The sequence below is a fragment of the Saccharothrix sp. 6-C genome (genome assembly GCF_016695385.1).
Lineage (GTDB): Bacteria > Actinomycetota > Actinomycetes > Mycobacteriales > Pseudonocardiaceae > Actinosynnema > Actinosynnema texasense.
Window position 1 is genome coordinate 2969671 of record NZ_CP064192.1, and the last position, 26560, is coordinate 2996230.

Annotated in this window: 24 protein-coding genes; 22 read left to right on the forward strand and 2 right to left on the reverse strand. The window is 73.4% G+C overall.

Annotated features, from left to right (window positions below):
• Positions 1-11: 11 nt before the first annotated feature.
• The 21 genes from IOD16_RS13130 to IOD16_RS13230 all read left to right on the forward strand — a co-directional run bounded on the left by IOD16_RS13130 (position 12) and on the right by IOD16_RS13230 (position 22259).
• Positions 12-275, forward strand: coding sequence for an acyl carrier protein (locus IOD16_RS13130; protein WP_123741985.1), 264 nt, complete (start codon positions 12-14; stop codon positions 273-275).
• 15 nt (positions 276-290) lie between these two features.
• Entirely contained in the window at positions 291-1073 is a 783-nt protein-coding gene (gene fabG / locus IOD16_RS13135) for a 3-oxoacyl-ACP reductase FabG (RefSeq protein WP_123741984.1), read from the forward strand.
• Between the two features lie 41 nt (positions 1074-1114).
• Positions 1115-2059: an aromatase/cyclase gene (locus IOD16_RS13140; RefSeq protein ID WP_201440268.1), complete on the forward strand. Its 945-nt coding sequence runs from the start codon at positions 1115-1117 to the stop codon at positions 2057-2059.
• A 4-nt stretch (positions 2060-2063) separates the two neighbouring features.
• Complete coding sequence (locus IOD16_RS41220; protein ID WP_328809450.1) at positions 2064-3983, forward strand: SDR family oxidoreductase; 1920 nt, start codon at positions 2064-2066, stop codon at positions 3981-3983.
• A gap of 13 nt (positions 3984-3996) precedes the next feature.
• Entirely contained in the window at positions 3997-5568 is a 1572-nt protein-coding gene (locus IOD16_RS13150; protein ID WP_201440269.1) for an acyl-CoA carboxylase subunit beta, read from the forward strand.
• A 112-nt stretch (positions 5569-5680) separates the two neighbouring features.
• A complete protein-coding gene (locus tag IOD16_RS13155) occupies positions 5681-5887 on the forward strand; it encodes an acyl-CoA carboxylase epsilon subunit (RefSeq protein ID WP_201440270.1) in 207 nt (68 codons plus the stop codon).
• A gap of 15 nt (positions 5888-5902) precedes the next feature.
• Positions 5903-6886 carry an LLM class flavin-dependent oxidoreductase gene (locus IOD16_RS13160; protein ID WP_201440271.1) on the forward strand — a complete coding sequence of 328 codons (984 nt, stop codon included), beginning with the start codon at positions 5903-5905 and terminating at the stop codon, positions 6884-6886.
• The gene (locus IOD16_RS13165; protein WP_201440272.1) at positions 6879-8060 is read left to right on the forward strand and encodes an MFS transporter; all 1182 of its coding nucleotides are present in this window, start codon (positions 6879-6881) and stop codon (positions 8058-8060) included. The genes IOD16_RS13160 and IOD16_RS13165 overlap by 8 nt, the downstream gene beginning before the upstream one ends.
• A complete protein-coding gene (locus tag IOD16_RS13170; protein WP_123741978.1) occupies positions 8057-8641 on the forward strand; it encodes an NADPH-dependent FMN reductase in 585 nt (194 codons plus the stop codon). Before IOD16_RS13165 ends, IOD16_RS13170 begins: the two co-directional genes overlap by 4 nt.
• An 11-nt stretch (positions 8642-8652) precedes the next feature.
• Positions 8653-9501, forward strand: coding sequence for a TIGR03621 family F420-dependent LLM class oxidoreductase (locus IOD16_RS13175; RefSeq protein ID WP_201440273.1), 849 nt, complete (start codon positions 8653-8655; stop codon positions 9499-9501).
• Between the two features lie 55 nt (positions 9502-9556).
• Positions 9557-10384: an SDR family NAD(P)-dependent oxidoreductase gene (locus IOD16_RS13180; protein WP_236594947.1), complete on the forward strand. Its 828-nt coding sequence runs from the start codon at positions 9557-9559 to the stop codon at positions 10382-10384.
• A gap of 81 nt (positions 10385-10465) precedes the next feature.
• Complete coding sequence (locus IOD16_RS13185; protein WP_201440274.1) at positions 10466-11266, forward strand: SDR family NAD(P)-dependent oxidoreductase; 801 nt, start codon at positions 10466-10468, stop codon at positions 11264-11266.
• Between the two features lie 55 nt (positions 11267-11321).
• Positions 11322-12383 carry a methyltransferase gene (locus tag IOD16_RS13190; protein ID WP_201440275.1) on the forward strand — a complete coding sequence of 354 codons (1062 nt, stop codon included), beginning with the start codon at positions 11322-11324 and terminating at the stop codon, positions 12381-12383.
• A 257-nt stretch (positions 12384-12640) separates the two neighbouring features.
• On the forward strand, positions 12641-14098 hold the full coding sequence (locus tag IOD16_RS13195) for a helix-turn-helix domain-containing protein (protein ID WP_201440276.1): 1458 nt from the start codon (positions 12641-12643) through the stop codon (positions 14096-14098).
• 132 nt (positions 14099-14230) lie between these two features.
• Entirely contained in the window at positions 14231-15439 is a 1209-nt protein-coding gene (locus tag IOD16_RS13200; protein ID WP_201440277.1) for a vanadium-dependent haloperoxidase, read from the forward strand.
• A gap of 227 nt (positions 15440-15666) precedes the next feature.
• Positions 15667-16428 (forward strand): GntR family transcriptional regulator, encoded by a 762-nt coding sequence (locus tag IOD16_RS13205; RefSeq protein WP_201440278.1) that lies wholly within the window; start codon positions 15667-15669, stop codon positions 16426-16428.
• Positions 16429-16584: 156 nt separating this feature from the next.
• Positions 16585-16812 (forward strand): 4Fe-4S dicluster domain-containing protein, encoded by a 228-nt coding sequence (locus IOD16_RS13210; RefSeq protein ID WP_123741971.1) that lies wholly within the window; start codon positions 16585-16587, stop codon positions 16810-16812.
• Positions 16813-16823: 11 nt separating this feature from the next.
• Positions 16824-18173 (forward strand): ABC transporter substrate-binding protein, encoded by a 1350-nt coding sequence (locus tag IOD16_RS13215; protein ID WP_201440279.1) that lies wholly within the window; start codon positions 16824-16826, stop codon positions 18171-18173.
• Positions 18170-18940, forward strand: a complete 771-nt coding sequence (locus IOD16_RS13220; RefSeq protein WP_123741969.1) for an ABC transporter permease — start codon at positions 18170-18172, stop codon at positions 18938-18940. Before IOD16_RS13215 ends, IOD16_RS13220 begins: the two co-directional genes overlap by 4 nt.
• Positions 18937-19602 (forward strand): ABC transporter ATP-binding protein, encoded by a 666-nt coding sequence (locus IOD16_RS13225; RefSeq protein ID WP_201440280.1) that lies wholly within the window; start codon positions 18937-18939, stop codon positions 19600-19602. The genes IOD16_RS13220 and IOD16_RS13225 overlap by 4 nt, the downstream gene beginning before the upstream one ends.
• Complete coding sequence (locus IOD16_RS13230; RefSeq protein ID WP_201440281.1) at positions 19599-22259, forward strand: fumarate reductase/succinate dehydrogenase flavoprotein subunit; 2661 nt, start codon at positions 19599-19601, stop codon at positions 22257-22259. Before IOD16_RS13225 ends, IOD16_RS13230 begins: the two co-directional genes overlap by 4 nt.
• Positions 22260-22360: 101 nt before the next feature.
• On the opposite strand, the gene IOD16_RS13235 is transcribed toward IOD16_RS13230, so the two are convergent.
• A complete protein-coding gene (locus IOD16_RS13235) occupies positions 22361-23746 on the reverse strand; it encodes a pectate lyase family protein (RefSeq protein WP_201440282.1) in 1386 nt (461 codons plus the stop codon).
• Between the two features lie 342 nt (positions 23747-24088).
• On the opposite strand from IOD16_RS13235, the gene IOD16_RS13240 reads away from it, so the two are divergent.
• Positions 24089-25432, forward strand: a complete 1344-nt coding sequence (locus IOD16_RS13240; protein WP_201440283.1) for an alpha/beta hydrolase — start codon at positions 24089-24091, stop codon at positions 25430-25432.
• On the opposite strand, the gene IOD16_RS13245 is transcribed toward IOD16_RS13240, so the two are convergent.
• Positions 25390-26559 carry a serine hydrolase domain-containing protein gene (locus IOD16_RS13245; RefSeq protein WP_201440284.1) on the reverse strand — a complete coding sequence of 390 codons (1170 nt, stop codon included), beginning with the start codon at positions 26557-26559 and terminating at the stop codon, positions 25390-25392. The genes IOD16_RS13240 and IOD16_RS13245 overlap by 43 nt on opposite strands.
• Between the last annotated feature and the right edge of the window lies 1 nt (position 26560).

Below are 26560 nucleotides of genomic sequence, written 5' to 3' on the forward strand. Positions count from 1 at the left end.
AGGAACCACCCATGTCCGTCGAGTTCACCATCGAAGACCTGAAGCGCATCCTCCGCGAGGGCGCCGGCGCCGACGAGGCCGTCGACCTCGACGGCGACATCGCCGGGAGCGACTTCGAGGAGCTGGGCTACGAGTCGCTGGCGCTGCTGGAGACCGGCAGCCGCATCGAACGCGAGTACGGCATCTCCCTCGACGAGGACGCGCTGGCCGACGCGCGCACACCCGGCGCGCTGGTCGACCTCGTCAACTCCCACCTCGCCGCCCGAGCGGTCTGAACCGGAAGGAAACCCATGACCGGGAACGGAAAGGTCGCGCTGGTCACCGGCGCGACGAGCGGCATCGGCCTGGCGACCGCGCGGCTGCTCGCCGAGCAGGGCCACCGGGTCTTCCTGTGCGCACGCGGCGAGGACGCGCTGCTGCGCACCGTCAAGGACCTCCAGGACGAGGGCCTCGACGTGGACGGCACGACCGGCGACGTGCGCGAGAAGGCCGACATCCGGCGCGTCGTGCAGGCCGCCGTGGACCGCTACGGCCCGATCGACGTGCTGGTGAACAACGCTGGCCGCAGCGGCGGCGGCGTGACCGCCGACATCGAGGACGACCTGTGGCTCGACGTCATCGCCACCAACCTCACCAGCGTCTTCCTGGTCACCCGCGAGGTGCTCACCACCGGCGGCATGCGCGGCAAGGACCGCGGCCGGATCATCAACATCGCCTCCACGGCGGGCAAGCAGGGCGTGGTGCTCGGCGCGCCGTACTCGGCGTCCAAGCACGGCGTCGTCGGGTTCACCAAGGCCCTGGGCAACGAGCTCGCGCCGACCGGCATCACGGTCAACGCCGTCTGCCCCGGCTACGTGGAGACGCCGATGGCGCAACGGGTCCGGCAGGGCTACGCGGCGGCGTACGGCACCACCGAGGAGGCGATCATGGAGAAGTTCACCGCCAAGATCCCGCTCGGCCGGTACTCCACGCCCGAGGAGGTGGCCGGCCTGGTCGGCTACCTGGCCTCCGACCCGGCCGGTTCGATCACCGCGCAGGCGCTGAACGTCTGCGGCGGCCTGGGCAACTTCTGAGCAGCACCCACCCCGGACGACACCAACCTGAGGGGACACCCATGACCGGCTTCCCGGTCCGCGAGGTCGAGCACGAGATCACCGTGCAGGCGCCGCCCGCGGACGTGTACCGCATGCTCGCCGAGGTGGAGAACTGGCCGAGGCTGTTCCCGCCCTCGGTGTACGTGGACTACGTGGAGCGCGACGGCGACCACGAGCGCATCCGGATCTGGGCCACGGCCAACGGCGAGCCGAAGAACTGGACCTCGCGCCGGGAGCTCGACCCGGACAACCTGCGCATCACGTTCGCGCAGGAGGTGTCGTCGCCGCCGGTGGCGGAGATGAGCGGCACCTGGGTCGTCGAGCCGCACGGCGACCAGACCCGGTTGCGCCTGCTGCACAGCTACCGCGCGATCGACGACGACCCCGAGGGGCTGGCCTGGATCGACGAGGCGGTGGACCGCAACAGCAAGGCCGAGCTGCCGTCGTTGAAGGCGAACGTCGAGCTGGCCACCCGCACCGCCGAGCTGACCCTGTCCTTCGTGGACACCGTCACGGTCGACGGCGCGGCCAAGGACGTCTACGACTTCGTCAACGACGCCGGCCGGTGGACCGAGCGCCTGCCGCACGTGGCGTCGGTGGTGCTGACCGAGGACACGCCGGGCTTGCAGGTGCTGCGGATGGAGACGCTCACCAAGGACGGCTCCTCGCACACCACCGAATCGGTCCGGGTCTGCTTCCCGCACCACAAGATCGCCTACAAGCAGACCACCCTGCCCGCGCTGATGACCCTGCACACCGGCTACTGGACGTTCGAGGAGGACGAGAACGGCGTCACCACGGCGTCCTCCCAGCACACCGTGGTCATCAACGCGGACAACATCGCCAAGGTGCTCGGACCGGACGCGGGCGTGGCCGAGGCGAGGGCGTTCGTCCGGGACGCGCTGGGCAACAACAGCCGGGCGACGCTCGGCCACGCCAAGGCCTACGCGGAACAGCGGCGCTGACGGGATGGACACCGACGTCGTCGTGGTGGGGGCGGGCCCGGTCGGCCTGCTGCTCGCGGGCGACCTGTGCGCGGGCGGCGCGCGGGTCACCGTGCTGGAGCGGCTGACCGAGCCCACCACCGAGTCCCGCGCCTCGACCCTGCACGCCCGCACCATGGACGTGCTGGCCGAGCGGGGCGTGCTGGAGGCGCTCGGCGGGCTGCCGCCGGGCGGCCCCGGCCACTTCGGCGGCCTGCGGCTCGACCTGACCGCGGCCGACCCGGGCCACCGCTTCGCCGGGCAGTGGAAGTGCCCGCAGGCCGCCCTGGAGAAGGTGCTGGGCGAGCGCGCGGTCCGGCTGGGCGCGCGGGTGCTGCGCGGCCGGGAGCTGACCGACCTCGTCGACCGCGACGACCACGTCGTCGCGGTGGCCGGTGGGGACCGGATCACCGCCGCCTACCTGGTCGGCTGCGACGGCGAGGAGAGCGCCGTGCGGGTGCTCGCCGGGTTCGACTTCCCCGGCCGGGACGCCACGCTGGAGATGCTGCGGGCCGACGTCGAGGGCGTCGACCTCCCGGACCGGCGGTTCGAACGGCACCCGAACGGCCTGGCCACCGCCCACCGCTGGCCCGACGGCAGCACCCGCGTCATGGTGCACGTGTTCGGCTCCACGCCCGTGCCGCGCACCGGCGCGCCGACGTTCGCCGAGGTGGTCGAGGCGTGGGCGGCGGTCACCGGCGAGGACATCGGCGGCGGGCGACCCAGGTGGCTCAACGCGTTCGGCAACACCCGCCGGCAGGCCGCGACCTACCGGCGGGGCCGGGTGCTGCTCGCGGGCGACGCCGCGCACCGGCAGATGCCGGTCGGCGGCCAGGCGCTCAACCTCGGCCTGCAGGACGCCGCCGAGCTCGGGCACCGGCTGTCGGCCCGGCTCGCGGGCGGCGACGACGGACCGCTGGAGCACTACGACGCCGTCCGGCACGCCGCGGGCGCCCGGACCGTGACCAACATCCAGGCGCAGGCGCTGCTGCTGCTCGGCGGTCCCGAGGTGGAGCCGCTGCGCGAGATCTTCGGCGAGCTCATGCGCTTCGACGGCGTGCAGGCGCACCTCGCCGGGATGGTCAGCGGCCTGGGCACGCCGCCCGCACCACAGGACACACCTCAGGAGGGGACCACGATGGGCAAGCTCGACGGCAAGACCGCGCTGGTCACCGGCGCCAGCCGGGGCATCGGACGGGCCACCGCGCAGCGGCTGGCCGAGGAGGGCGCGCTGGTCGCCGTCCACTACGCGAGCAACGACGAGGCGGCGGCCGAGACCGTGGCGCTCATCGAGAAGGACGGCGGGCGCGCGTTCGCGGTGCGGGCGGAGCTGGGCGTGCCCGGCGACGTGCACGAGCTGTTCCTCGGCCTGGAGCGGGGACTTCGCGAGCGCACGGGCGCCACGACGTTGGACATCGTGGTGAACAACGCGGCGGCGCAGACCGCGGCGGGGCTCGCGCCGGAGGACGTCACGCCGGAGGACTTCGACCGGCTGATGGCGGTCAACGCCAAGGCGCCGTTCTTCATCGTGCAGCGCGCGTCGTCGTCGTTGGCCGACGGCGGGCGGATCATCAACATCTCGTCCGGCGTCACGAGGGTCGCCAACCCGGAGCAGCTGGCGTACTCGATGAGCAAGGGCGCGCTCGAGCAGCTGTCGCTGCACCTGGCCCGCCACCTCGCGCCGCGCCGCATCACGGTGAACTCCGTGGCGCCGGGCATCACCGACAACGGCAGCCCCGTGTTCGACATCCCGGAGGCCGTCGAGGCGATGTCGCAGCTGTCGGCGTTCAAGCAGGTCGCGAAGGCGGACGACGTCGCGAACGTGGTGGCGTTCCTGGCCACGGAGGACGCGCGCTGGATCACCGGCGCGTTCATCGACGCCAGCGGCGGCACCCTGCTGGGTTGAGATCGGGGGAAGCATGACGACAGTCCGCGAACCGGGGACCCACGTCGACCGGATCGACGAGTTGGCCGCGGTGAAGGAGCTGGGCAGGGTCGGCGCCGACCCGCGTGCCACCGAACGGCAGCACGCGAAGGGCAAGCTGACCGCGCACGAGCGGATCGAGCTGTTGCTGGACAAGGGCAGCTTCACCGAGGTGGAGCCGCTGCGCAGGCACCGGGCCACCGGGTTCGGGCTGGAGGCCAAGCGCCCGCACGGCGACGGGGTGGTCGCCGGCTGGGGCGCGGTCGAGGGCAGGCGCGTGTTCGTCTACGCGCACGACTTCCGCGCGTTCGGCGGCGCGCTCGGCGAGGCCCACGCCCAGAAGATCCACAAGGTGATGGACCTGGCCATCGCGGCGGGCGCGCCGCTGGTGTCGTTGAACGACGGCGCGGGCGCCCGCATCCAGGAGGGGGTGTCCGCGCTCGCGGGCTACGGCGGCATCTTCCAGCGCAACGTGCGCGCGTCCGGGGTGATCCCGCAGATCAGCGTGATGCTCGGGCCGTGCGCCGGCGGGGCCGCGTACTCGCCCGCGTTGACCGACTTCGCGTTCATGGTGCGGGGCATCTCGCAGATGTTCATCACCGGGCCGGACGTGGTGCGCACGGTGACCGGCGAAGAGATCTCCATGGAGGGGCTGGGCGGCGCGGAGGTGCACGGCGGCACGTCCGGCGTGGCGCACTTCGTCTACGACGACGAGGAGAGCTGCCTGGCCGACGTCCGGCTGCTGCTGTCCATGCTGCCCGCCAACAACCGCGAGCTGCCGCCCGTGGTGCGCGGTGACGACCCGGTGGACCGGCGTGGCGACGGGCTGCTCGACGTGGTGCCGGTGGACGGCGCGCGGTCCTACGACGTGCGGGACGTGATCGAGGAGATCGTCGACGACGGCCACCACTTCGAGGTGCACGCGCTGTGGGCGCCGAACCTCGTGTGCGCGTTCGCCCGGCTGGACGGTCAGCTGGTCGGGATCGTGGCCAGCCAGCCGGCCGTGCTCGCCGGGGTGCTGGACATCCGGGCCAGCGAGAAGGGCGCGCGGTTCGTCCAGTTCTGCGACTCGTTCAACATCCCGCTGCTGACGCTGGTGGACGTGCCCGGTTTCCTGCCGGGGGTGGGCCAGGAGCACGACGGCATCATCCGGCGCGGGGCGAAGCTGCTGTACGCGTTCTGCAACGCGACCGTGCCCCGGGTGTCCGTGGTGCTGCGGAAGGCCTACGGCGGCGCGTACATCGTGATGGACTCGCGGTCGATCGGCGCGGACCTCGCCTACGCCTGGCCCACCAACGAGATCGCGGTGATGGGCGCGGACGCGGCGGCGGACGTCGTGTTCCGCCGGGAGATCGCCGCGTCCTCGGATCCCGCGCGCACCAGGCAGGAGATGGTCGACCGGTACCGCAGCGAGCTGGCGCACCCGTTCTACGCGGCCGAGCGCGGCCTGGTGGACGACGTGATCGACCCGCGCCGAACGCGCGAAGTGCTGATCCGCGCTTTCGCGATGCTGGAAGCCAAGGACGCCGACCTGCCGCGCCGCAAGCACGGCAACCCGCCGCAATGACGGCCGCGGACCGGCGGCTCCCGGTGGTGGGTGCGATACGGCTCGCCAAGCCGGACACCGCTCGCCGACCAGCTGCCGTGCGCGAGCGCGAGCCCAACCCGGAGGTGGCGCGATGAGCGAGCCCGACCCGCTCCCCGAACTGCTGCTGCGCGTGGAGAAGGGCGATCCCGACCCGGTGGAGCTGGCGGCGTTGGCGGCCGTCCTGCGGTTGCGGGCGGCGGTCGTCGTCGTGTCGGAAGAGGTGCCACGGCGGTCGGCGCGGTGGCGCAGGCCCGAGCGCGTCGCGGGCTTCGCGGGCGCGCGCACCTGGCGGAACTGACCCAAGGAGACCCGGATGGACGTCGGCTTTCTCTTCGACCTGCGCAACCCCGCGCAGTGGGCACGGCCCTGGGCGGACCACTACGCGCGCAGCCTGGAGCTGTGCGAGGAGGCCGACCGGCTCGGCGCGAACGGCGTGTGGTTCACCGAGCACCACCTGTTCCCCGACGGCTACCTGCCCCAGCCGTTGACGTTCGCCGCCGCGGCCGCGGCACGCACCCGCAACGTCCGCATCGGCACCGCCGTCACCCTGCCCGCGCTCCGCCACCCCGCGCACCTGGCGGAGGAGGCGGCCGTGGTGGACCTCGTCAGCGGCGGCCGCCTGGAGCTCGGCATGGGCGCCGGCTACCGCGTGCCCGAGTTCGAGCTGGTCGGCGCGGAGCACAGCCGCCGGTTCGCCGAGACCGAACGCGTCATCCGCGAGGTCCAGCGGCTGTGGCGGGAGGGCGGCATCACCCCGCTGCCGGTGCAGGACCCGGTCCCGCTGTGGGGCGGCTTCTACGGCCCGCGCGGCGCGCGCATCGCCGGTCGGCTCGGCATCGGGCTGCTGCACATCTCGCCCGAGATGTTCCGGCACTACCGCGACGGGCTGGTCGAGGGCGGCCACGACCCGGCGTCGGCCAGGGTGTCCGACCTGCTGCCCGTGCTGCTCGCCGACGACCCGGACGCGGCCTGGGCCCGCGTCGCGCCGCACCTCGCGCACCAGATGAACACCTACCGGCAGCTGTCCGTCGAGGGCACGGGCGCGCCGGTGCCGCCACCGCTGGAGCCGGGGGAGTTCCGCGACCGCCGCGAGGACGGTCCGTGGGGCGCGCTGGAGATCATGACGCCCGCCGAGGCCGCCGCGCGCATCTTCGAACGCACCCGCGGCCTGCCGGTCGAACACCTGATCTTCTGGGCCAGCGTCGGCGCGATGCCCGACGACCTGGTGGTCCGGCACCTGGAACTTGTCAGCCGCGAGCTGGCCCCGCTGCTGGACAAGGCGTCCGCCCGTGCGTGACGGCGTCGTGTGGGACCGCAAGGCGTGGGCGCTGCTGTTCGTCCTCTCGGGCAACATGCTGCTCGACGCCCTGGAGGTCGCCGTGGTGCTCCCGGCGCTGACTCCCCTCGGCGCCGGGTTCGCCATCACGACCTCGGACGCGCAGTGGGTGATGAGCGGCTTCGCGCTCGGGTTCGCGCTGCTGCTCGTCCCCGGCCCCCACCTCGCCGCCCGCATCGGCCGCAAGGAGCTCTACCTGGGCGCGATGCTGGTGTTCGCGGCGGCGTCCGTGGTCGCGGGCCTCACCGACTCGTTCGGCGTGCTCGTCGCGACCCGCGTGGTGAAAGGCCTCTGCGCCGCGCTCACCGCGCCCGCCGGGCTGGCGATCATCGTGTCGGTGTTCGACGGCCCGGCCCGGCGGCGCGCGGTCTCGGTCTACTCGCTGTTCGGCGCGGCCGGTTTCACCTCGGGCCTGCTGCTGTCCGGCGTGCTGAGCGCGCACGACTGGCACTGGACGTTCCTGTTCCCCGCGCCGGTCGCGCTGGTGCTGTTCGCCGCCGGCCTGCGGGTGATCCCCCGCGCGCCCGCCGAGCCGCCGCCGCCGCTCGACCGGGTCGTCCTGCGCGACGGCTCGCTGCTGCGCGCCGGGTTCGGCGCGGCCGTGCTGAACGGCACCTACATCGGGTTGATGCTGCTGGTCACCACGCAGCTCGCGCACCTCGCGCCGTGGCAGCTCGCGCTCGCCCTGCTGCCCGCCAGCCTGCCGCTCGTCCTCGCCGCGCCGCACGGCGCGCGGCTCGTGCGCCGGTTCGGCACGGCCCGGCTGATCGCGGCCGGCGCGCTGTGCTCGTCGGCGGGCAACGCCCTCTACCTCGCGCGGCCGGAACCCGAGCCGTACGCCACCGCCCTGCTGCCGGTGCTGCTGCTGGTCGAGGCCGGGTTCGTGCTGTCGTTCGTCGCGCTGAACCTCCAGGCCACCGCGACCGTCCCGGCCGACCGGCGCGCCGCCGCCGTGCCCGTCTACCAGACGTTCGTGCAGCTCGGCTCGGCCGTGTCGCTGCCGTTGGTCGCGCTGCTGCTCACCACCGGCGGACCGCGGGCGGCGATGGCGCTGGTCACCGCCGCCGCGGCGGTCGGGGCCGCCGTCGCCCTCACCGGCCTCCGCTCGACCACCACCGGAAAGGTCCCGTCATGACCGGAGAACCGCTCACCCTCCTCGTCGTCGTGGGCAGCGTCCGCGACGGCCGGTTCGCGCCGACCGCCGCGCGGTGGTTCGCGACCGTCGCCCGCACCCACCCGGACTTCCGGGTCGAGCTGCTCGACCTGCTGAACTACCCGCTGCCGCTCGTGCTGCCGGAGCCGGGCAGGCGACCGGACCCCGGCACGGCGAAGGTGCGCGACGCGCTGGCGGCCAAGCTCGCCGCCGCCGACGCGTTCGTCGTGGTCACCCCCGAGTACAACCACGCGCCGCCCGCCGCGCTGAAGAACGCGATCGACTGGTTCAACGCCGAGTGGAACGCCAAGCCGGTCGGGTTCGTGTCCTACGGCGGCGCGGGCGCGGGCCTGCGCGCGGTCGAGCACCTCCGGCAGGTGTTCGCCGAGCTGCACGCCACGACCGTCCGCGAGTCCGTGAGCTTCACCAACGTGTGGGACCTCTTCGCCGACGGCGCGCCGCGTGACGCGACCGGCAGCGAGGCGGCGGCGAAGGTGATGCTCGACCGGCTCGCCTGGTGGGGCTCGGCACTGCGCGCGGCGCGGGCCGCGCGCCCGTACTGAAGGGAGAGCACGTGACCACCGTGCACGACCGGCCGTTCCGCTTCGGCGTCGGCCTCTTCACGCCCGTCGAGCGAGCCGAGTGGGTGGCCAAGGCCAGGCTCGCCGAGGAGTTGGGCTACGACGTGGTGCACGTGTCCGACCACCTCGGGATGCCCGCGCCGCTGCCGACCCTGCTGCTCGCCGCCGAGGCCACCGAGCGCATCCGCGTCGGCACGCTCGTGCTGAACACGACGTTCTACGAGCCGGCGGTGCTCGCCCGCGACATCGGGACCATCGACCGCTACTCGGGGGGCCGCGTCGAGGTGGGTCTCGGCGCGGGTTACGAGCGCGGCCAGTTCGACGCGGCGGGGCTGCCCTGGACCCCCGCCGCCGAACGGGTCGCGCACCTGGAGCGCACCGTCGACCGGCTCAAGGCGTCGGCGGGACCGCCGGTCATGGTCGCCGGTCGCGGCGACCGGGTGCTGCGGCTGGCCGCCGAGCGCGCCGACGTCATCGCGTTCACCGGCACCAAGCGCGTCCGGGACGGTGAAGGGCTCAAACTGGGCACCGTCGAGGAGTTGACCGATCGCGTGGAATTCGTGCACGCGCACCTCGGTGATCGCGTGCACGACGTCGAACTCAACATTCCCGTGCACCGCGTATTGCTGCCGGGGGCCGAACACGTGATCGCCGACGTGTGGCAGAATGATCTAGAGCTCACGGTCGACCAGCTCGTCGAGTTGCCGTCAATGCTGATCGGCACACCCGAAGAATGCGTGGAGCAACTGCACGAGGCGCGCAAGCGATTCGGCATCTCCTACTTCAGCGTCCTCGAACCCGAGATGATGTCCTTCTCCCGGGTCATCGAGGCGATGCGTTGAGCAGCACCACACCACCACACCGGTCCACCGGTGAACGAGATCCAGGGAGCATGGTTTGAAGAGGACATTCGTGATCACGGGCGCCACCGACGGCATCGGCGCGGCCGTGGCGCGGGCGCTGGTTTCCCGCGGGGACCACGTCGTGGCGCTCGGCACGAACCCCCGCAAGGGCGAAGCGCTGGTCGGCGAGGCGGACCGCGCCCCCGGCTCCCTGGAGTTCATCCAGGCCGACCTGAGCCTGGTGTCGACCAACCGGCGCGTCGTCGACCGGATCCTGGACGCCAACCCGGCCATCGACGGCCTGGTGCTGTGCGCGCGCTACTTCCGCACCTACCGGCGTGAGACGGCGGAGGGCTTCGAGGACAACTTCGCGCTGTTCTACCTGAGCAGGCTGCTGTTCAGCTACGGGTTGCGGCCCGCGCTGGAGAAGACCGAGCGGCCGGTGATCGTCAACGTGGCGGGCCCGGGGCACGACACCCCGATCGCGTGGGACGACCTGCAGAGCACCCGCCGCTACGACGGCGTGAACGCGATGTTCATGACCGGGCGGCTGGACGACCTGCTCGGGGTGACGTTCGCGGAACGGCACGGCGACGGGCCGGTGCGCTACGTCCTGTTCCACCCCGGCACCACGTCCACCGGGTTCGTCGGCGAGTTCGACCCGCCGACCGCGATGTACATCGAGCAGCAGAAGGCGATGGCGAAACCGGCCACCGAGGTCGTGCCGCCGATCGTGCGACTGCTGGACGACCCGCCGGCCGAGCCGCTCACCGCGTTCAACATGCACACCCGGATGAGCGTGCGCAGCGGGCTGTTCTCGCCCAAGGACGCGGCCCGACTGGCCGAGCTGACCGACGAACTGCTGGCACGCGTCGACGGATAACCGCAATACGGCCCCCGGACGGGTACACCGAGACTCACTCGTCCGGGGGTCGTCGGCGAATGATGGTCACGAGGAGCATTCGTGGATTTGGGGCTGAGCGGCAAGCGGGCGTTGGTGACGGGGTCGAGTTCCGGCATCGGCGCGGCGGTGGCCGACGTGCTGGCCGCCGAAGGCGCGGACGTCGTGGTCCACGGCCGCGACCGCGACAAGCTGGAGGCCGTGGCGGAGCGGGTGCGCGGCCGCGGCCGGCGGGTCGACCTGGCGCTGGGCGACCTGTCGAGCGACGCCGGCGCGGACGAGGTGGTCCGCGCCGCGGCCGAGGGCGGACCGGTCGACATCCTGGTCAACAACGCGGGCGGCACCGACCTGGTGCCGTGGTTCGACGCGGAGCCGGACCTGTGGGCCGCCGCCTACCAGGTGAACGTGGTGTCCGCGGTGCGGATGATCCGCGCGTTCGTGCCCGCCATGCGGGAACGCGGGTGGGGTCGCGTGGTCCAGGTGGGCGGCGGCCTGGCCACCCAGCCGATCGCGATGCAGCCGCAGTACTCGGCGGCGCTGGCCGCCCGGCACAACCTCGCGGTGTCGCTGGCCCGGGAGCTGAAGGGCACGGGCGTGACGTCGAACGTCGTGTCCCCCGGGCCGATCATGGTCGAGTACATGCGCGACTGGCTCGCGCGGGTCGGCCCGGAGCGCGGCTGGGGCACGGAGCTGCCGGAGATCGAACGCCGCGCGGCGGCGGAGTGGGTGGCCAACGACGTCGGTCGGTACGGCACCCCCGAGGAGGTGGCCGCGGCCGTCGGCTACCTGGCGAGCCGGCAGGCCGACTACGTGACCGGCTCGGTGCTGCGCGTCGACGGTGGCTTCGTGGCGGCGGTGTCGTGACCCCCGCGGGACGAGCGGGGCGCAGGCCGATCAACCAACTGACAGGAGTCCGGTGATGGACGGCGCACAATTCGCGGCGGACGACGGCACCGCGCCCGTGCTGCCCGCCGCGGCCCGCGGTGACGCGCGCGAGCTGGTGTTCCACCTCGCCGCGGTGAAGTGGTCGATCGGCACGATCCGCGCGCTGGTCCAACTCGGCGTCCCGGACCTGCTGGCCGAGGGGCCGGGCACGGCGGCGGAACTGGCCGCGGTGGCGGGCGTGGACGCCTCGCGCCTGCGCCGGGTGCTCGGCGCGGCCGCGACGGCGGGCGTGCTGGCCGAGGACGGCGCGGGCCGGTTCTCGCTCACCCCCGCCTCCGACGGCCTGCGCACCGGCGGGCCGGGTGGTTTCCGGGACGTGCTGCTGTTCCTCACCGACCCGATGATGTGGCGGCCCTACGAGGACGTGGCCCACGCGGTGCGGACCGGCGAACCGGCGTTCGACCACCTGTTCGGCGAGCCGTTCTACGAGCACCTGCGCGGTGATCCCGCCGCCTCGGACCTGTTCGACCGGGCGATGGTGCAGAACGACGGCCCCGAGACCTACGAGCTGTTCGACGACCTGCCCCGGCGCCTCCGGATCGCCGACGTCGGCGGCGGGCGCGGCAGCTTCCTGGCCGAGCTGCTGCGCCGCCACCCCGGCGTGACCGGCGCGGTGTGCGACCACCCGCTCGCGATCGCCGGCGCGGCCGACGAATTCGCCCGCTGCGGTGTGGCGGACCGGGCGGAGGCGATCGCGACCGATTTCTTCGAGAAGGTGCCCCGGGGTTTCGACGCTTATCTGATCAAGCGCTCGCTGCAGAATTGGGAAGACGTGGACGCGGCGCGCGTGCTGGCCAGGGTCAGGGACGCGATCGGCGACGATCGTGACGCTCGGTTGTGGATTGTGAACCACCTTCTCACCCGATCAGGTGTACCTGACCTCGGTAAGCTTTCGGATATCGAGATGATGACTATTCTGGGTGGCCGGGAACGGGGATGGGGGGACTGGACCCGTCTGGGGGCTGAAGCGGGTTTCGCGCCGGTCGGAGAACCGGGCGCCGGGCGTGTCACGTTGTTGACGTTCCGCCCGATCTGAGCGCACAGGCTTGAGCACGAGTCAGCCCGCAGCGTCGCGGACTGCGAATCCCACGGCCGGGGCGGGAAGCGCCGTTCACCGCGCGGCGGTCACGGGTGGCGAGGCCACCGACCGACGGGCGCCGCGGCGCGCTCGCACCCCCTGTGGAGAGGTTTCCCCTCGGTGGCGCCGCCGCACGCCGACGGGATCGCGGAGGCGAAACGACAACGCCGTGCCCGGCGCCGTGGCGTCCGGGCACGCCGATCTTGGGGGTGTGTGTGGAGCACGACGTCGATCGGTCCGCCGGCACGGGGCGTCGCGTCCCGGCGGAGTGGCGGCTGCCCGACGGCCTCGGCCTCGACGGGCTGTCCCTGGAGCGGGTGCGGCGGACCAGGGCCGAGTTGGTGGAGCGCGGGCGGTGGGGTGAGGCCGACCAGGTGGTGCGGGAGGTGATCGACCTGCTCGCCGCCGGCCCGGCCGGGGTGCGCGGCCCCCAGCTGGGCGGCCTGGTGTACGTGCCGGGTGGTCCGTCGCCGGACGACTCGCAGTGCGCCAAGGGGGACGTGGCGGGTGTGCCGGAGGAGCAGCGGCTCGCCGCGCGGGCCGTGCAGCTGGCCAACCGGGGCGTGGACCGGGCCGGGGCGGTCGCCACCGCCAGGCAGCTGCTCGCGCTGCCCGGTGGCCGCGAGACGGGCGCGTTCTGGTGCGGGATCCTGGTGTTGGCCCACGCCGACGAGCTGGACACCGCGATGGACCTCAGCGTCCGCGCGATGCGCAGCCCGGACGTGATCGACTTCGGCGAGGCGCGTGGCGTGGTGGCGCTGCTGGTGGCGCGGCTGATGTGGCTGGGCGGCGACCCCGGCGGGGCGGCGAAGGTGCTCGGCGGGTCGCTGCGGCGCGACGTCTGCCGGCAGATCCGCAGCGTGGCCGTGGCGTGGCTGGTGTCCGCGCTGGTCGACCTCGGCGAGCTGAGCCGCGCGCACGACCTGCTGCTGGAGCACGGGTTCAGCGGCACGCTGGCCGGCGTGCAGGACCGCGCGGAGCTGTTCATGGCGCGCGGCGCGCTGCGGTTCGCGCTCGGGCAGTACGACCGGGCGCTGGACGACTTCCTGGACTGCGGTCGTGACCTGACCGCGTGGGGCGTGACGAACCCGGCCGTGGCGCCGTGGCGGTCGCGGGCGGCGGTGTGCGCGAACGCGGTCGGCCGCACCGACCTGGCCCAGGCCTTGGTGTCGAAGGAGATGGCGGCGGCCCGCCGCTGGGGCAGCCCGCGTTCGGTGGGCCTGGCCTCGCACGCCGCGGCGCTGGTCGCGGGCGGCGAACCGGCGTCCCTGCGCGAGGTGGTCGCGGTCCTGGACGGCACGGACGCGGTCGGCGACTCGCTGCACGCCCGCTACGACCTCGCGCTCGCGTTGGGCACGCGGGAGCTGCGCGGCGAAGCGCGCAAGACGCTGGAAGCGGTGCGGGACACCGCCCGCCGCCGGGGGTACGCGATGTGGTCCGGGCGGGCGGAGGAGGTGCTGGCCAGGATGACCGCCCTGGACCGCGCCGGCGGCCTCACCCGGCAGGAGCGCAAGATCGGCGAGCTGGCCCGCACCGGGCGCAGCAACCGGCAGATCGCCGAGGAGCAGTACCTGACGGTCCGCACCGTCGAGTTCCACCTGTCCCGCGTCTACCGGAAGCTGGGCCTGACCGGCCGGCGCGACCTGAAGGCCATCCTCACCCCGCTGTCCTGAGCCGGCCGACCACCTGCTCTGACACCGACATTTCTCCGGTGACGCCGGGGGAACAGTAGCGGGTGGTGCGGCGCGCTCCCGCCATGTGGGCGGCATGGACAGCGCTTCCGTTGTGCCCCAATGCTCTTGGGCATGAACAGAGTTCTGGTCCTGGTGCTCGCAGTGGCCTTCGCGGTGGTGGGTGCGACCCCGGCGGTCGGGTCGCCCCACCACCGGGCGGACGTGGTGGCCGAGTGGTTCGACGTGACGGCGGCGACGGTCGCCGCGGCCGGCGCGCCCACCCAGTCGACCAACAGCCGGACGTGGGCGATCGCCTGGCTCGCCGCCGCACGGGCCGCGCACGACGTCCCCGCCGCGCAACCCGACCGCGCCGACGCGGCGGTGGCGTCGGCCGCGCACACCGCCCTGGTGGCCCTGGCGCCCTCCCGCGAGGCGGAGTTGGACGCCGCGTTGCGCACGACGCTCTCCCGCCTCTCGCCCGGTGGACAACGCGACCTCGGCGTGGCCGACGGCGTCAGGGAGGCGGGCGCCCTGCTCGCCGAACGCGAGGGCGACGGCCTCGACCCGGCTTCGGTCAACGCGCCGTTCGAGGTGCCCGCGCCGGCGCCGGGCGTCTGGCAGCCGACGCCGCCCTCGCTCACGCCGCCGCAGCAAGCGGGCAACCGCCGGGCGCGGCCGTTCCTGCTCGACCGCGCCGACCGGTTCCGCCTGGCGCCGCCACCCGCCCTCGGCTCGCCACGCGACCAGGCGGACTTGGCGGAAGTGCGCGCCTACGGGTCGGCGGACAGCACCGCGCGCACGGCGGCGCAGACCGGGACCGCGCAGTTCTGGTTCCAGGGATCGTTGGTCGGCTACACCCGACCGCTGCGCGCGGCCCTCGACGCGACCGGCGGCCCGCCCGCCCGCCGGGCGGCGCTGATCGCGGCGTTCCACGTGATCCTGGTCGACACCCAGATCGCCACCTCGGACACGAAGTACGCCTACCTGCGCCGGCGACCGGTCACCGCCATCAGGGCGACCGCCGATCCACAGTGGACGCCCCTGCACGCCACGCCCGCGCACCCCGACTACCCGAGCGGCCACACCACCTACTCCGGCGCGGCCGAGGTGGTGCTGACCGCGTTCGCCGGACCGTCCGCGCGGCGGCCGTTCACCACGACCAGCCCGACCGCGCCCGGCGTCACCCGGACCTACCGGCGGTGGGCCGAGCTCACGGAGGACAACGTGGACGCCCGGGTCTGGTCCGGCATCCACACGCGCACGGCGGACGAGGCGGGAGTCGTCCTCGGGCAGCGCGTCGCCCGGTTCGGCCTGAGCCGCTTCGGCTCCCTCCTCGACTGACCCCCGACCGCGGTGCCCGCCCGGCTGGTGGTCGATATCGTCCACCAGCCGGGCATCCCTTGACACCGACGGGATTCGCGGCTCGCCGCGCCGGGGAACGGCTGTCCACCATGTGGACGTGGCCGGAGGTGGCGGAACGGCGGCGTTGTCCCAGGAAACACGGCGATCCAGGTGGCGTAATGCGGTCGTTACCGAGCAAGCCGGGACGGGACCGCAGACTGTGCCGCATGAGCAGCCCCCGACCGGGTCCCACCGAGCGGCGCCTGCGTGCCGACCGGGCGCGACAGGCTGCCGACGTCATCCGCCAGCTCGTCGTGCAGCGCGCCTTCCCCGACGGCGTGCTGCCCGACGAGCGGTTCCTCGCGGCGGAGTTCTGCGCGTCGCGCAACGGCATCCGCGAGGCGTTGGACCTGCTGCGCGAGGAGGGGCTGATCGAACGCGTGCCGGGCGTCGGCACGGTGGTGGTCGCGCAGAAGTACGCCCACGGCCTGAACCAGCTGATGGGACTGGCCGAGACGTTGCACGAGCACGGCGAGGTCGGCAACGACGTGCGGACCGCGGGTCTCGTCCGACCGCCCGGCCCGGTGGCGCAGCGGCTGCGCCTCGCCGAGGGCGAGCAGGTCGTGTACGTGGAACGGCTGCGCAGGCTCAACGGGCTGCCGCTGTCGCTCGACCTCACCTACCTCCCGCGCGACGTCGGCGAACCGCTGTTGGCCGAGGACCTGGAGAACCAGGACATCTTCTCGCTCATCGAGCGCACCACCGGGCTGCGGCTGGGCGCGGCGGCCGTGACGCTGGAAGCGGTGAACGCCGACCTGCACTCGGCCGCCGTGCTGGAGGTGCCGCGCGGCTCGGCGCTGCTGGTCGTGCAACGGCTGAGCCACCTCGCCGACGGCCGCCCGGTGGACCTGGAGTTCATCCGGATGCGCGGCGACCGGCTGACCATGCGCGCCGAGCTGCGGCGCACGCCGCCGGGGGAGGCGCGGTGAACGTCGCACCCCGGTTCCGCCTGCACGTGGACCTGCGCCGCCAGGCCAGCGCCCTCTGTCGCTGACCTCCCCCCCCGCACCTCGCGCCGCGTCCACCCCGGACGTGGCGCGGTTCCGCACGCCCCCACCACCAGGTGACGATCCCGGGAGAACTCCGTGGCCCTAGTGAACAACCGCGCCGACGTGCCGGTGACCATCGACCAGTCGCTGTGCATCGAGGGCTGCCGCCTGTGCGTGGACGTCTGCCCGCTCGACTCGCTCGCGATCAACCCCGAGACCGGCAAGGCGTTCATGCACGTGGACGAGTGCTGGTACTGCGGGCCGTGCGCGCTGCGCTGCCCCACGGGCGCGGTCGAGGTCAACATGCCCTACCTGTTGCGCTGAAGGGAACGACGATGCTCAAGCGAATCCTCGGCGCGGCACTGGTCGCCGTCGCGTCGACCTCGTGCGTGGCCGGCGCGGCCTCCGACGACGAGGTGACCGTCGTGGTCGGCTACCAGTCCAAGACCATCAACACCGTCACCGCGGGCACGCTGCTGCGCGAGCTGGGGCACTTCGAGCGGCGGCTGGCCGAGCTGGGCCGCCGCACCGGCAAGCGGTACGAGGTCACCTGGCAGGACTACGACACCGGCGCGCCGATCACCGCGCAGATGCTCGCCGGGAAGGTCGACATCGGCTCGATGGGCGACTACCCGATGCTCATCAACGGATCGCGCGCGCAGAAGCTGGGGGACGACGGCACGCGGATGGTGTCCGTCACCGGCTACAACGCCCGCGGCGCGTTGAACATGGTCGTGGTGTCGCCCGACTCCACCGCGACCACGCTCGCCGACCTCGCCGGCAAGAAGGTGTCGGCCAGCGTCGGCTCCGCCGGGCACGGCACGCTCGTCCGCGCGCTCGGCGGCACGCAGGTCACCGTCGAGAACCAGCAGCCGTCGGTCGGCGCGTCCGCCCTCCAGGCGGGCAACGTCCAGGCGCTGGCCCAGTTCGTCGCCTGGCCCGGGCAGCTGGTGTTCGCCAAGCAGGCCAAGCTGCTCTACGACGGTGCGGAGCTGAACCTGCCGACGTTGCACGGCGTCGTGGTGCGCAACCGGTTCGCCCGGGAACGGCCGGAGGTCCTCTCGGAGTTCCTCCGCGCCCAGCAGGACGCGACCGCGCACCTGCACGCGAAGCCGCTCGACGCCGCGCACGTCGTGGCGAAGGCCACCGGCCTGCCCGTGGAGGTCGTGTACCTCTACAACGGACCGAACGGCATCTCGACGTTCGACCTGAGCCTCAAGCCGGTGCTGCGCGACGCGTTGCGGCAGGACGTGCCCTTCCTGAAGTCCATCGGCAACATCGAGGAGCTGGACGTCGACCGGTTCATCGACGACGGCCCGCTCAAGGCCGCCGTGGGCGAAGGCACGGCGGACACCGTCAACCCGGCGCGGATCACCGGCCGCGACAGCGCGTGCCAGGTGGACGTCGCCGACCCCGCCACGGCGAGCGAGGTGTGGTTCGAGGGCGAGGAGGCGCCTCGTCCCGCCGCCGACCCGACGTGCCTGCTCAAGCTGGTCAACCAGGTGGGCAAGGCGGTCCGCGTGGCGTACGTGCCCGACGCCGTGACCGGGACCAGGTGGTTCGCCGACCACGCGTTCTGGGTGCGCGACGACGACGGCGCCCTCCGCCCGCACACGACCCGCGCGGGGGCGCGCGGCGACGTGCTGGACTTCACGCAGGCCCTCGCCGCGGCGGGCGCACCGTGACCGCGCGATGGGTGGTGCGGATCGCGTCGTTGGCGTGCGGTCTGCTGCTGTGGCAGGTGTTGACGGCCACGGAGACGGTGGCGTGGCTGCGGTTCGACCGGCTGCCGACGGTGCTGGAGGTGGCGCGCCGGCTGGTGGAGGAAGCTGCCGCCGCCCAGTACTACACGGACCTCGGGGCCAGCCTGGCCCGCATCGCGGCGGGCTTCCTGCTGGCCGCCGCGCTCGGCGTGCCGCTCGGCATCGCGGTGGCCCGGTCGCGGGTCGTCGGCGACGTGCTCCAGCCGCTGCTGGAGGTGGTGCGGCCGATCCCGGCGATCGCGCTGGTGCCGATCGCGATCCTGCTGTTCCCCAGCGACGAGCAGGGCATCGTGTTCATCACCTGCACGGCGGCGTTCTTCCCGGTCCTGGTCAGCACCCGGCACGCGGTGCGCGCGCTGCCGACGATGTGGGAGGACGCGGTGCGCACCATGGGCGGCGGCCGGCGGCACGTGCTGCTCAAGGTGGTGCTGCCGGGCACGTTGCCGGGCGTGTTCGGCGGCCTGTCGGTGGGCATGGGCGTGGCGTGGATCTGCGTGATCTCCGCCGAGATGATCTCCGGCCGGTACGGCGTCGGCTACCGCACCTGGCAGGCCTACACGATCGTGGACTACCCCGGCGTCATCGTCGGCATGGTCACCATCGGCCTGCTCGGCTGGCTGACCTCCTCCGCCGTCGAGCTGACCGGCCGCCGGGTCACCCGGTGGCTGCCGAGGGAGGCGCGGGCATGAGCGTGCGGGTGGAAGGGCTGGCCGTGCGCTACGGCGCGGCCACCGTGCTCCGGTCGTTCGACCTGGACGTGCGGACGGGGGAGATCCTGGTCGTCGCGGGGCCGTCCGGCTGCGGCAAGTCGACGTTGCTGCGCGCCGTCGCGGGCCTGGCGCCGATCGCCGCCGGCCGGATCGTGGTGGACGGCCGGGAGGTGCGCGGCACGTCGAAGGACCGCGCGCTGGTGTTCCAGGACGACGGGCTGCTGCCGTGGCGCACGGCCCAGCGCAACGTCGAGCTCCCGCTGGCGCTGCAAGGCGTGCCGCGCGCCGAACGGCGTGCCCGCGCGTCGGCCTGGCTGGACCGGGTGGGGCTGGCCGGGTTCGGCCGGCACCTGCCCCGGGAGCTGTCCGGCGGGATGAGGCAGCGCGTGCAGCTGGCGCGGACGCTGGCCCAACGACCGAAGGTGGTGCTCATGGACGAGCCGTTCGCCGCGCTCGACGCGCAGACCAGGGCGGACATGCAGCGACTCGTGATCGAGGTGCTGAGGGAGGCGGGCACGACCACCGTCTTCGTCACCCACGACGTGGACGAGGCCGTGCTGCTCGGCGACCGCGTGGTCGTGCTCGGCGCGGGCGAGGTCGACGTCCGGCGCGAGGCGATCCTGGCGGCGGTGATGGCGTGACGACACCGCTGGAGGTCCCCGACGTGTCCCGGCGCGTCCACCTGGAGTGCGACGTGCTGGTGATCGGCGGCGGCACGGCCGGCTCGATGGCCGCGATCACCGCCGCCGAGCACGGCCACGACGTGCTGCTGCTGGAGAAGGCCCACGTCCGGCACTCGGGCGCGCTCGCGATGGGCATGGACGGGGTCAACAACGCCGTCATCCCCGGCAAGGCCACCCCCGAGGCCTACGTCGCCGAGATCACCAAGGCCAACGACGGCATCGTGGACCAGCGCACCGTCATGCAGACGGCGACCCGCGGGTTCGCCATGGTGCAGCGGCTGGAGCGCTACGGCGTGAAGTTCGAGAAGGACTCCTACGGCGACTACCACGTGCGCCAGGTCCACCGGTCCGGCAGCTACGTGCTGCCCATGCCGGAGGGCAAGGACGTCAAGAAGGTGCTGTACCGGGTGATGCGCGAGCGCCGGATGCGCGAGCGCATCCGGATCGAGAACCGGGTGATGCCGGTGCGCGTGCTGGTCTCCGGGGGCCGGGCGGTCGGCGCCGCCGGGTTCAACACCCGCACCGGCGAGTTCGTCACCGTCTCCGCCGGCTCGGTCATCCTCGCCACCGGCGCGTCCGGGCGGCTCGGCCTGCCCGCCAGCGGCTACCTCTACGGCACCTACGAGAACCCCACCAACGCGGGCGACGGCTACTCCATGGCCTACCACGCGGGGGCGGAGCTGTCCGGCATCGAGTGCTTCCAGGTCAACCCGCTGATCAAGGACTACAACGGGCCGGCGTGCGCGTACGTCGGCAACCCGTTCGGCGCCTACCAGGTCAACCGGCTGGGCGAGCGGTTCGTGGACTGCGACTACTGGTCCGGGCAGATGATGGCGGAGGTGGCCCGCGAGATCGCCTCCCCGCGCGGCCCGGTGTACCTGAAGGTGACCCACCTGCCCGAGGAGTCGATCGCCGCCCTCGAAGGGATCCTGCACACCACCGAACGGCCCACGCGCGGCACGTTCCACGCCGGGCGCGGGCACGACTACCGCACCCACGACATCGAGATGCACATCTCCGAGATCGGGTTGTGCGGCGGGCACTCGGGGTCCGGCGTGTGGGTCGACGAGAACGGCGCCACCACCGTGCCGGGCCTGTACGCGGCGGGCGACCTGGCGTGCGTGCCGCACAACTACATGATCGGCGCGTTCGTGTTCGGCGACCTCGCGGGCGCGCACGCGTCCCGGCACGGCGGCACGCCCGGACCGCTGCCCGAGGACCAGGTCGTCGCCGCGCACGAGCTGATCTACCGGCCGCTGCGCCACCCGGGCGGCCCGCCGCAGCCGCAGGTGGAGTACAAGCTGCGCCGGTTCGTCAACGACTACGTGGCGCCGCCGAAGACCGGGGCGAAGCTGAGGGTCGCGCTGGAGGCGTTCGCCCGGATGGAGGGCGAGATCGCCGCGATGGGCGCCACGACGCCGCACGAGCTGATGCGGTGCGCCGAGGTGACGTTCATCCGGGACTGCGCCGAGATGGCCGCGCAGGCGTCCCTGATGCGCACGGAGAGCCGGTGGGGCCTCTACCACGAGCGCCTGGACGTGCCGGAGCGCGACGACGACACCTGGTTCCACCACCTCAACCTGCGCCGGAACGACGCCGGGGAGATGGAGTTCGTCAAGCGGCCGGTCCACCCGTACCTCGTGCCGGTGGAGGGCGTCGAACACCGGACGGGGCAGGTGGAGCACCTCGGCTCCCTGTCGGTGCGGGCGGCGCGGGTCGCGGGCGTCCGGCAGGCGGGTGGCGCCGCCGGCTCGCCCCGGTTGCTGGACCTGGTGGCGTTGGCCGAGGAGCAGCCGGACCTGGCCGCGTTGGAGCCGTACCTGGGCGACGCGGACCCGGCGGTGCGGCGGGCCGCCGTCGCGACCATCACCGAGGTGGTGCCGCCCGGCTTCGAGTTCGCCCTCGTGCGCGCGATGGCCGACGACCGGGAGGAGGTCCGCTCGGCCGCCGCGGCGGGCCTGCGGGAACTGGTCGAGGTCGTGCCGCGCGGCGACGCCCTGCGGGACGCGTTGCTGGCCTCACCGGCGCGTTCGGTCGCACTGGAGGTGTTGTGGGCGCTCAAGCTCGGCACCACCGAGGTGTACGCCGAGGCGCTGGCCGACCCGGACGCCCCGGTCCGCTCGGCGGCGATCCGGGGTCTCGTGTCGCTGCGCGAGCACGCGCTCGTCGCCGCGGCCGCCACCGACCCGCGCCGGGAACTGCGCGTCCAGGCGGCCGAGGGGCTGGGCGTGGTGGGCGACCCGGCGTCGGCGGGCACGCTCGGCGCGCTGGCGGGCGACCCCGACCCGCTGGTGCGCGCGGCGGCCCTGGAGGCGGTCGGGCGGATCGGCCGACCGGCGGCGCTGCGGGACGTCGTCGTCGCCGGCCTCGCCGATCCCGCCTGGCAGGTGCGGGTGGGCGCGGCGTGGGCGGTCGACGACGCGGACCTGCTCCTGCCGCTGCTGGACGACCCGAACCTCGACGTGCGCAAGGCGGCGGTCCGCGCGGTGACCCGGTGGGCACGCCTGCCGGTGGTGGCCGAACGGCTGGCGGCGGCTTCGCACGACAGCGACGCCGACGTGCGGGCCTACGCCCGTCACGCGCTGGAGGAGGTGTCCGCCGCGCCGGGCGCTTGACGGGCGCGCCCGTCGTCCCGGTCCGGACGGCGGGGACGGCGGGCCCCGACGACGGGCGGCGACCGGCCGGGCGCCGGTCGCCGCCCGTCGTGGCGCGGAGGTCAGAGCTTGCCCGCGCCGGAACCCGCCGTGACGGACGACTTCACCGTGCCGACGGCGTCGGCGGTGTAGCTGTACGGGATGGCGGCCACCGTGCCGTTGACCTCGCAGGGGCCGGAGTCGGTCAGGGAGTTGTTCCGCGCCACCAGACGGCCGGGGTCGGAGTCCGCGTAACCGCTCGCGGACCAGCACGCCTGCCGCACGTTCTCGAAGACGTTGCCCTCCACCAGCAGACCGGCGTCCATGACGGAGGCGATGGCGTACGAGTCGGCGTTGTTGTCGACGTTGGTGTAGTAGTTGTTGAACACGTGGACCGTCTCGCCGAAGCGCACGCGAGGGCTGCGTTCGAAGGTGCGGTCGAACCAGTTGTGGTGGTAGGTGACCCGCAGATGGCCGCGGTCCTCGCTGCCGTTGCCGTCGGAGTGGCCGACGAGCGAGGTCTTCCAGTGGTTGCGGATCACGTTCCACGACACGGTGATGTAGTCCGCGGCGTGCGTGATGTCCAGCATGCCGTCGTAGTAGTCGGGGCTGTCCTCGATGGTGCTGGACATGGTGTTGTGGTCGATCCAGATGTGCGTGGCGCTCTCGATCTGGATCGCGTCGCCGCCGACCTTGCCCCGGATGTTCATGTTCTGGATGATCACGTTGGCCGGGCTCATGTCCTCGATGTTGAGGGTGGTCCCGGAGATGCCGGAGCCGGAGCCGACGCCGCGGATGGTCTTGTCCGCGCCGATCTCCACGGTGCCCGAGCCGCTGAGCATGCCGTCGACCAGGATGGTCTTGGCGCCGGAGGACTGCGCCTGCGTGCGGAAGTCGGCGAACGTGCTCACGGTGACCGTGGAGCCGCCCGCGCCACCGGTGGTGCCACCGGCCTGCGCGGCCCAGCCGACGAGCCCGCCCGGCGGCCGCGGGTCCCCGCCACCGGCCTCGACGTCCAGGTAGTCGACGTTGGGCAGCCCGGCCGAGGTGGTCGGGTTCAGCCGGATCGTGTTGCTGCCCGCGGTCAGCGACACGCTGAACGTCCTGGTCACCCAGGTCGACCAGGCGCCGGTGCCCTCGAACGACGGCGACTGGGCCGTCGATCCGTTCACCAGCAGGGCGGCGGAGCGGGCCGCGGACGTGCCGTTGGCGAACCGGACGCCCACCGTCGCGGTGCCCGCGGCCGCGGCGACCACGGTGAACTGGAGGTAGCCGCCGGTGGAGTTCGAGCCGTTGCAGAACCCGCTGCCGGAGTAGCCGGTCCAGTCGGTGTCGATGGCGCCGGAGCAGACCGCGGGCGTGCTCTCCGCCTCGTACCGCGTGGGCGCGGCCTGCGCGGTGGACGACGCCACCGCGACCAGCGCCCCGGCTAACAGGCCGACGCAGGCGATCATGGGTTTCACGCGCATAAGACGTCTCCGTGGCGTAGGGAATAGCCGATTCCGGCGCAACGGAAGACACGGTGCCCCTGGTGCCTCATTGCGCCGCAGGACGGGAAATCGTTTCCCGTCGGATGCTAGGAGGTCTGCAACGGCAGGTCAACGGGGTCGCCGGGAAAACACCGGCTGGTCACGCTTGTGAACAAAAATGGTCGGAGGCGGTCATGTCCGTGAACCGGCGGCGTGCTTTTGCGCGGCCGGCGCCCAGATATGTGAATTCGGTCGGGACCGGCGACCGGTGTTTTACAGGGGTTGCGCCGGGCGCGCCGGCCTCGCGAGACTGCACGCTTCCGCTCACGGTTGGGGGACTCCATGCGGACGTTGCTCGTCACCGCGCTGGCCGCGAGCCTGCTGCTGGTCGCACCCGAGGCGGAGGCGGCGACGATCGCCTGGCAGCCCTGCCCGGACCAGCCCGCGGCCGACTGCGGCACGGTGTCCGTCCCCCTCGACTGGTCCCACCCGCGCGGCCCGCGGGCGGACCTGGCCGTGTCACGGGTCCGCGCCACCGACCCCGCGCGCCGGATCGGCGTGGTGTTCGTGGACGCGGGCGGCCCCGGCGGGTCCGCCGCGGAGTTCGCCCGCGCCCCCTACCTGAGCGCCGAGGTGCGGGCCAGGTTCGACGTCGTCGGCTTCGACCAGCTCGGCACGAACAACAGCTCGGCGATCCGCTGCTCGTTCGACGTGACGCCGCCGAACCCCGGCGACGACCCGGCCGACGAGGCCGGGTTCGCGGCGCTGGCCGAGTACAACCGCGCCGTGCGCGACGACTGCCGCGCCGAGCACCCCGTGTTCGACCACGTCGACACCGCCCGTTCGGCGCGGGACCTGGACGCGGTGCGCAAGGCGCTGGGCGAGCGGCGGATCAGCTTCTACGGCATCTCCTACGGCACGCTGCTCGGCCAGCAGTACGCGGAGCTGTTCGGCCCGCGGGTGCGCTCGATGGTGCTCGACGGCGTGATCGACCACAGCGCCGAGCTGCCCCGGCTGCTGCTGGACCGGGCGCGGGCCGCGGAGGAGGCGTTCGGCGTGTTCGTCGCGTGGTGCGCGGAGAACACCACGTGCGCGCTGCACGGCCAAGACGTCCACGCGGCCTGGGAGCGGGCGCTGGACGAGGCCGACGCGATCGGCTGGGGCCGGGGCGAGCTGATCCACAGCGCGTTCATCGACATCCGCGGCGGCGAGTGGGAGAGCCTGGCGTCGCTCATCGCCGACGTCGGCGGGGTGCGGGCGTCGTTCGAGCCGAACTACGACTCCCTGCGCTACGCCGTGGTGTGCCAGGACTTCGCGCTGCGGTTCGCGGACTTCGCCGAGTACCGGGCGTCGCGCGACGCCGAACTGCGCGCGGCGCCCACGCTGCGCGGCTCGTTCCTCGGCCACCAGGAAGCCGCCACGTGCGTCGGCTTCACCGGGCGCCCGGCCAACCCGCCGCACCGCCTCGACGTCGACGAGGCGCCGCCGCTGCTCGTCCTGACCAGCCGCTACGACGTGGCCACGCCGTACCGGTGGGCGCAGACCGTGCACCGGCAGGCGAAGGGCTCGCACCTGGTCACGTTCGACGGCCCGGGGCACGGCGTCTACCACGCCAACGAGTGCACCCGCGCCGCCGCGGACTCCTACCTGCTCGGCGCCGCGCCCGGCCGCGACGCGACCTGCTGACCCGCCGGGCAGAACTCGGCGAACACCGCGCCGAGGGCGGCGTCCTGGGCCGGGGGCGACGTCAGGTTCGCGGTGACGCCGACCGTGACCTGCCGCCGGGCGTCGGGGGAGTGCATCGTCCACGTGTGGTAGCCGGGCACCGAGCCGTTGAAGCCCCAGATCTCCGGCGCGGCGCAGCCCGGCGGCAGCGGGATCCGCATCAGGCCGAGCCCGAACTCCAGCCCCGCGATCCCGCTGGGCACCGTGCCGCGCATCTCGGCGGCCTGCGCCGCCGGCACGAGCCCGCCCGCGAGCAGGGCGCGGAAGAACCGGTTCAGGTCGTCGACCGTGGACACCAGGTTGCCCGAGCCCCAGAACCGGGACATCTCGTAGTCGGTGACGTCGGTCGGCGCGGCGTCGGGGCCGTGCAGCCACTCGTAGCCGCGCGCGGCCGGCCGGTCGACGCGGGGGTGGCGGTAGGGGAGGTAGCTGTCCCGCATCCCGGCCCGGTCCAGCACGCGCCGCTGCAACTCGGAGTGCAACGACCGGCCGGTGAGCTCCTCCACGAGCTTCCCGAGCACCGCGTAGTTGGTGTTGGAGTACTCCACGCCCCGACCCGGCGGGAAGGACAGCGGCTTGCCCTCGGTGCCCTCGCGGATCGTCTCGTCCGGTGTCCGGTGCCGCCACCGCGTCGAGTCGATCTCCGCCGGGGTGTCCCACCGCTCGGTGAACGGGATGCCGCTGGTGTGCTGGAGCAACTGGCGCACGGTGATCGGTTCGGCGTACGGCAGCAGCCCGGGCAGCCGGTCCTGGACCCGGTCCTCCAGCCGCACCCGCCCCTCGCCGACCAGTTGCAGCACGGCGGTGGCGACCACGGTCTTGGTGATGCTGCCCGCCCTGAACTGCCCGCGCGGCCGGGGCGCGCCGCGCTCGGCGAGACTGCCGACTCCGCTGTGGCCGTACCACTGCCCGTCGGCGTCGAGGACACCGGCGAAAGCGCCGGGCGAGCCGACGGCCACCGCACCGTCCAGCGCCGCTTGGAGCCCGGCGCGCGACGACGGCACCGCCGCGGCCGACGTGACCGCCGCACCGGTGAACAAGACCGTGCCCGCGGCAAGGGCGACCGCTCGGCGCACCACACGATTCATG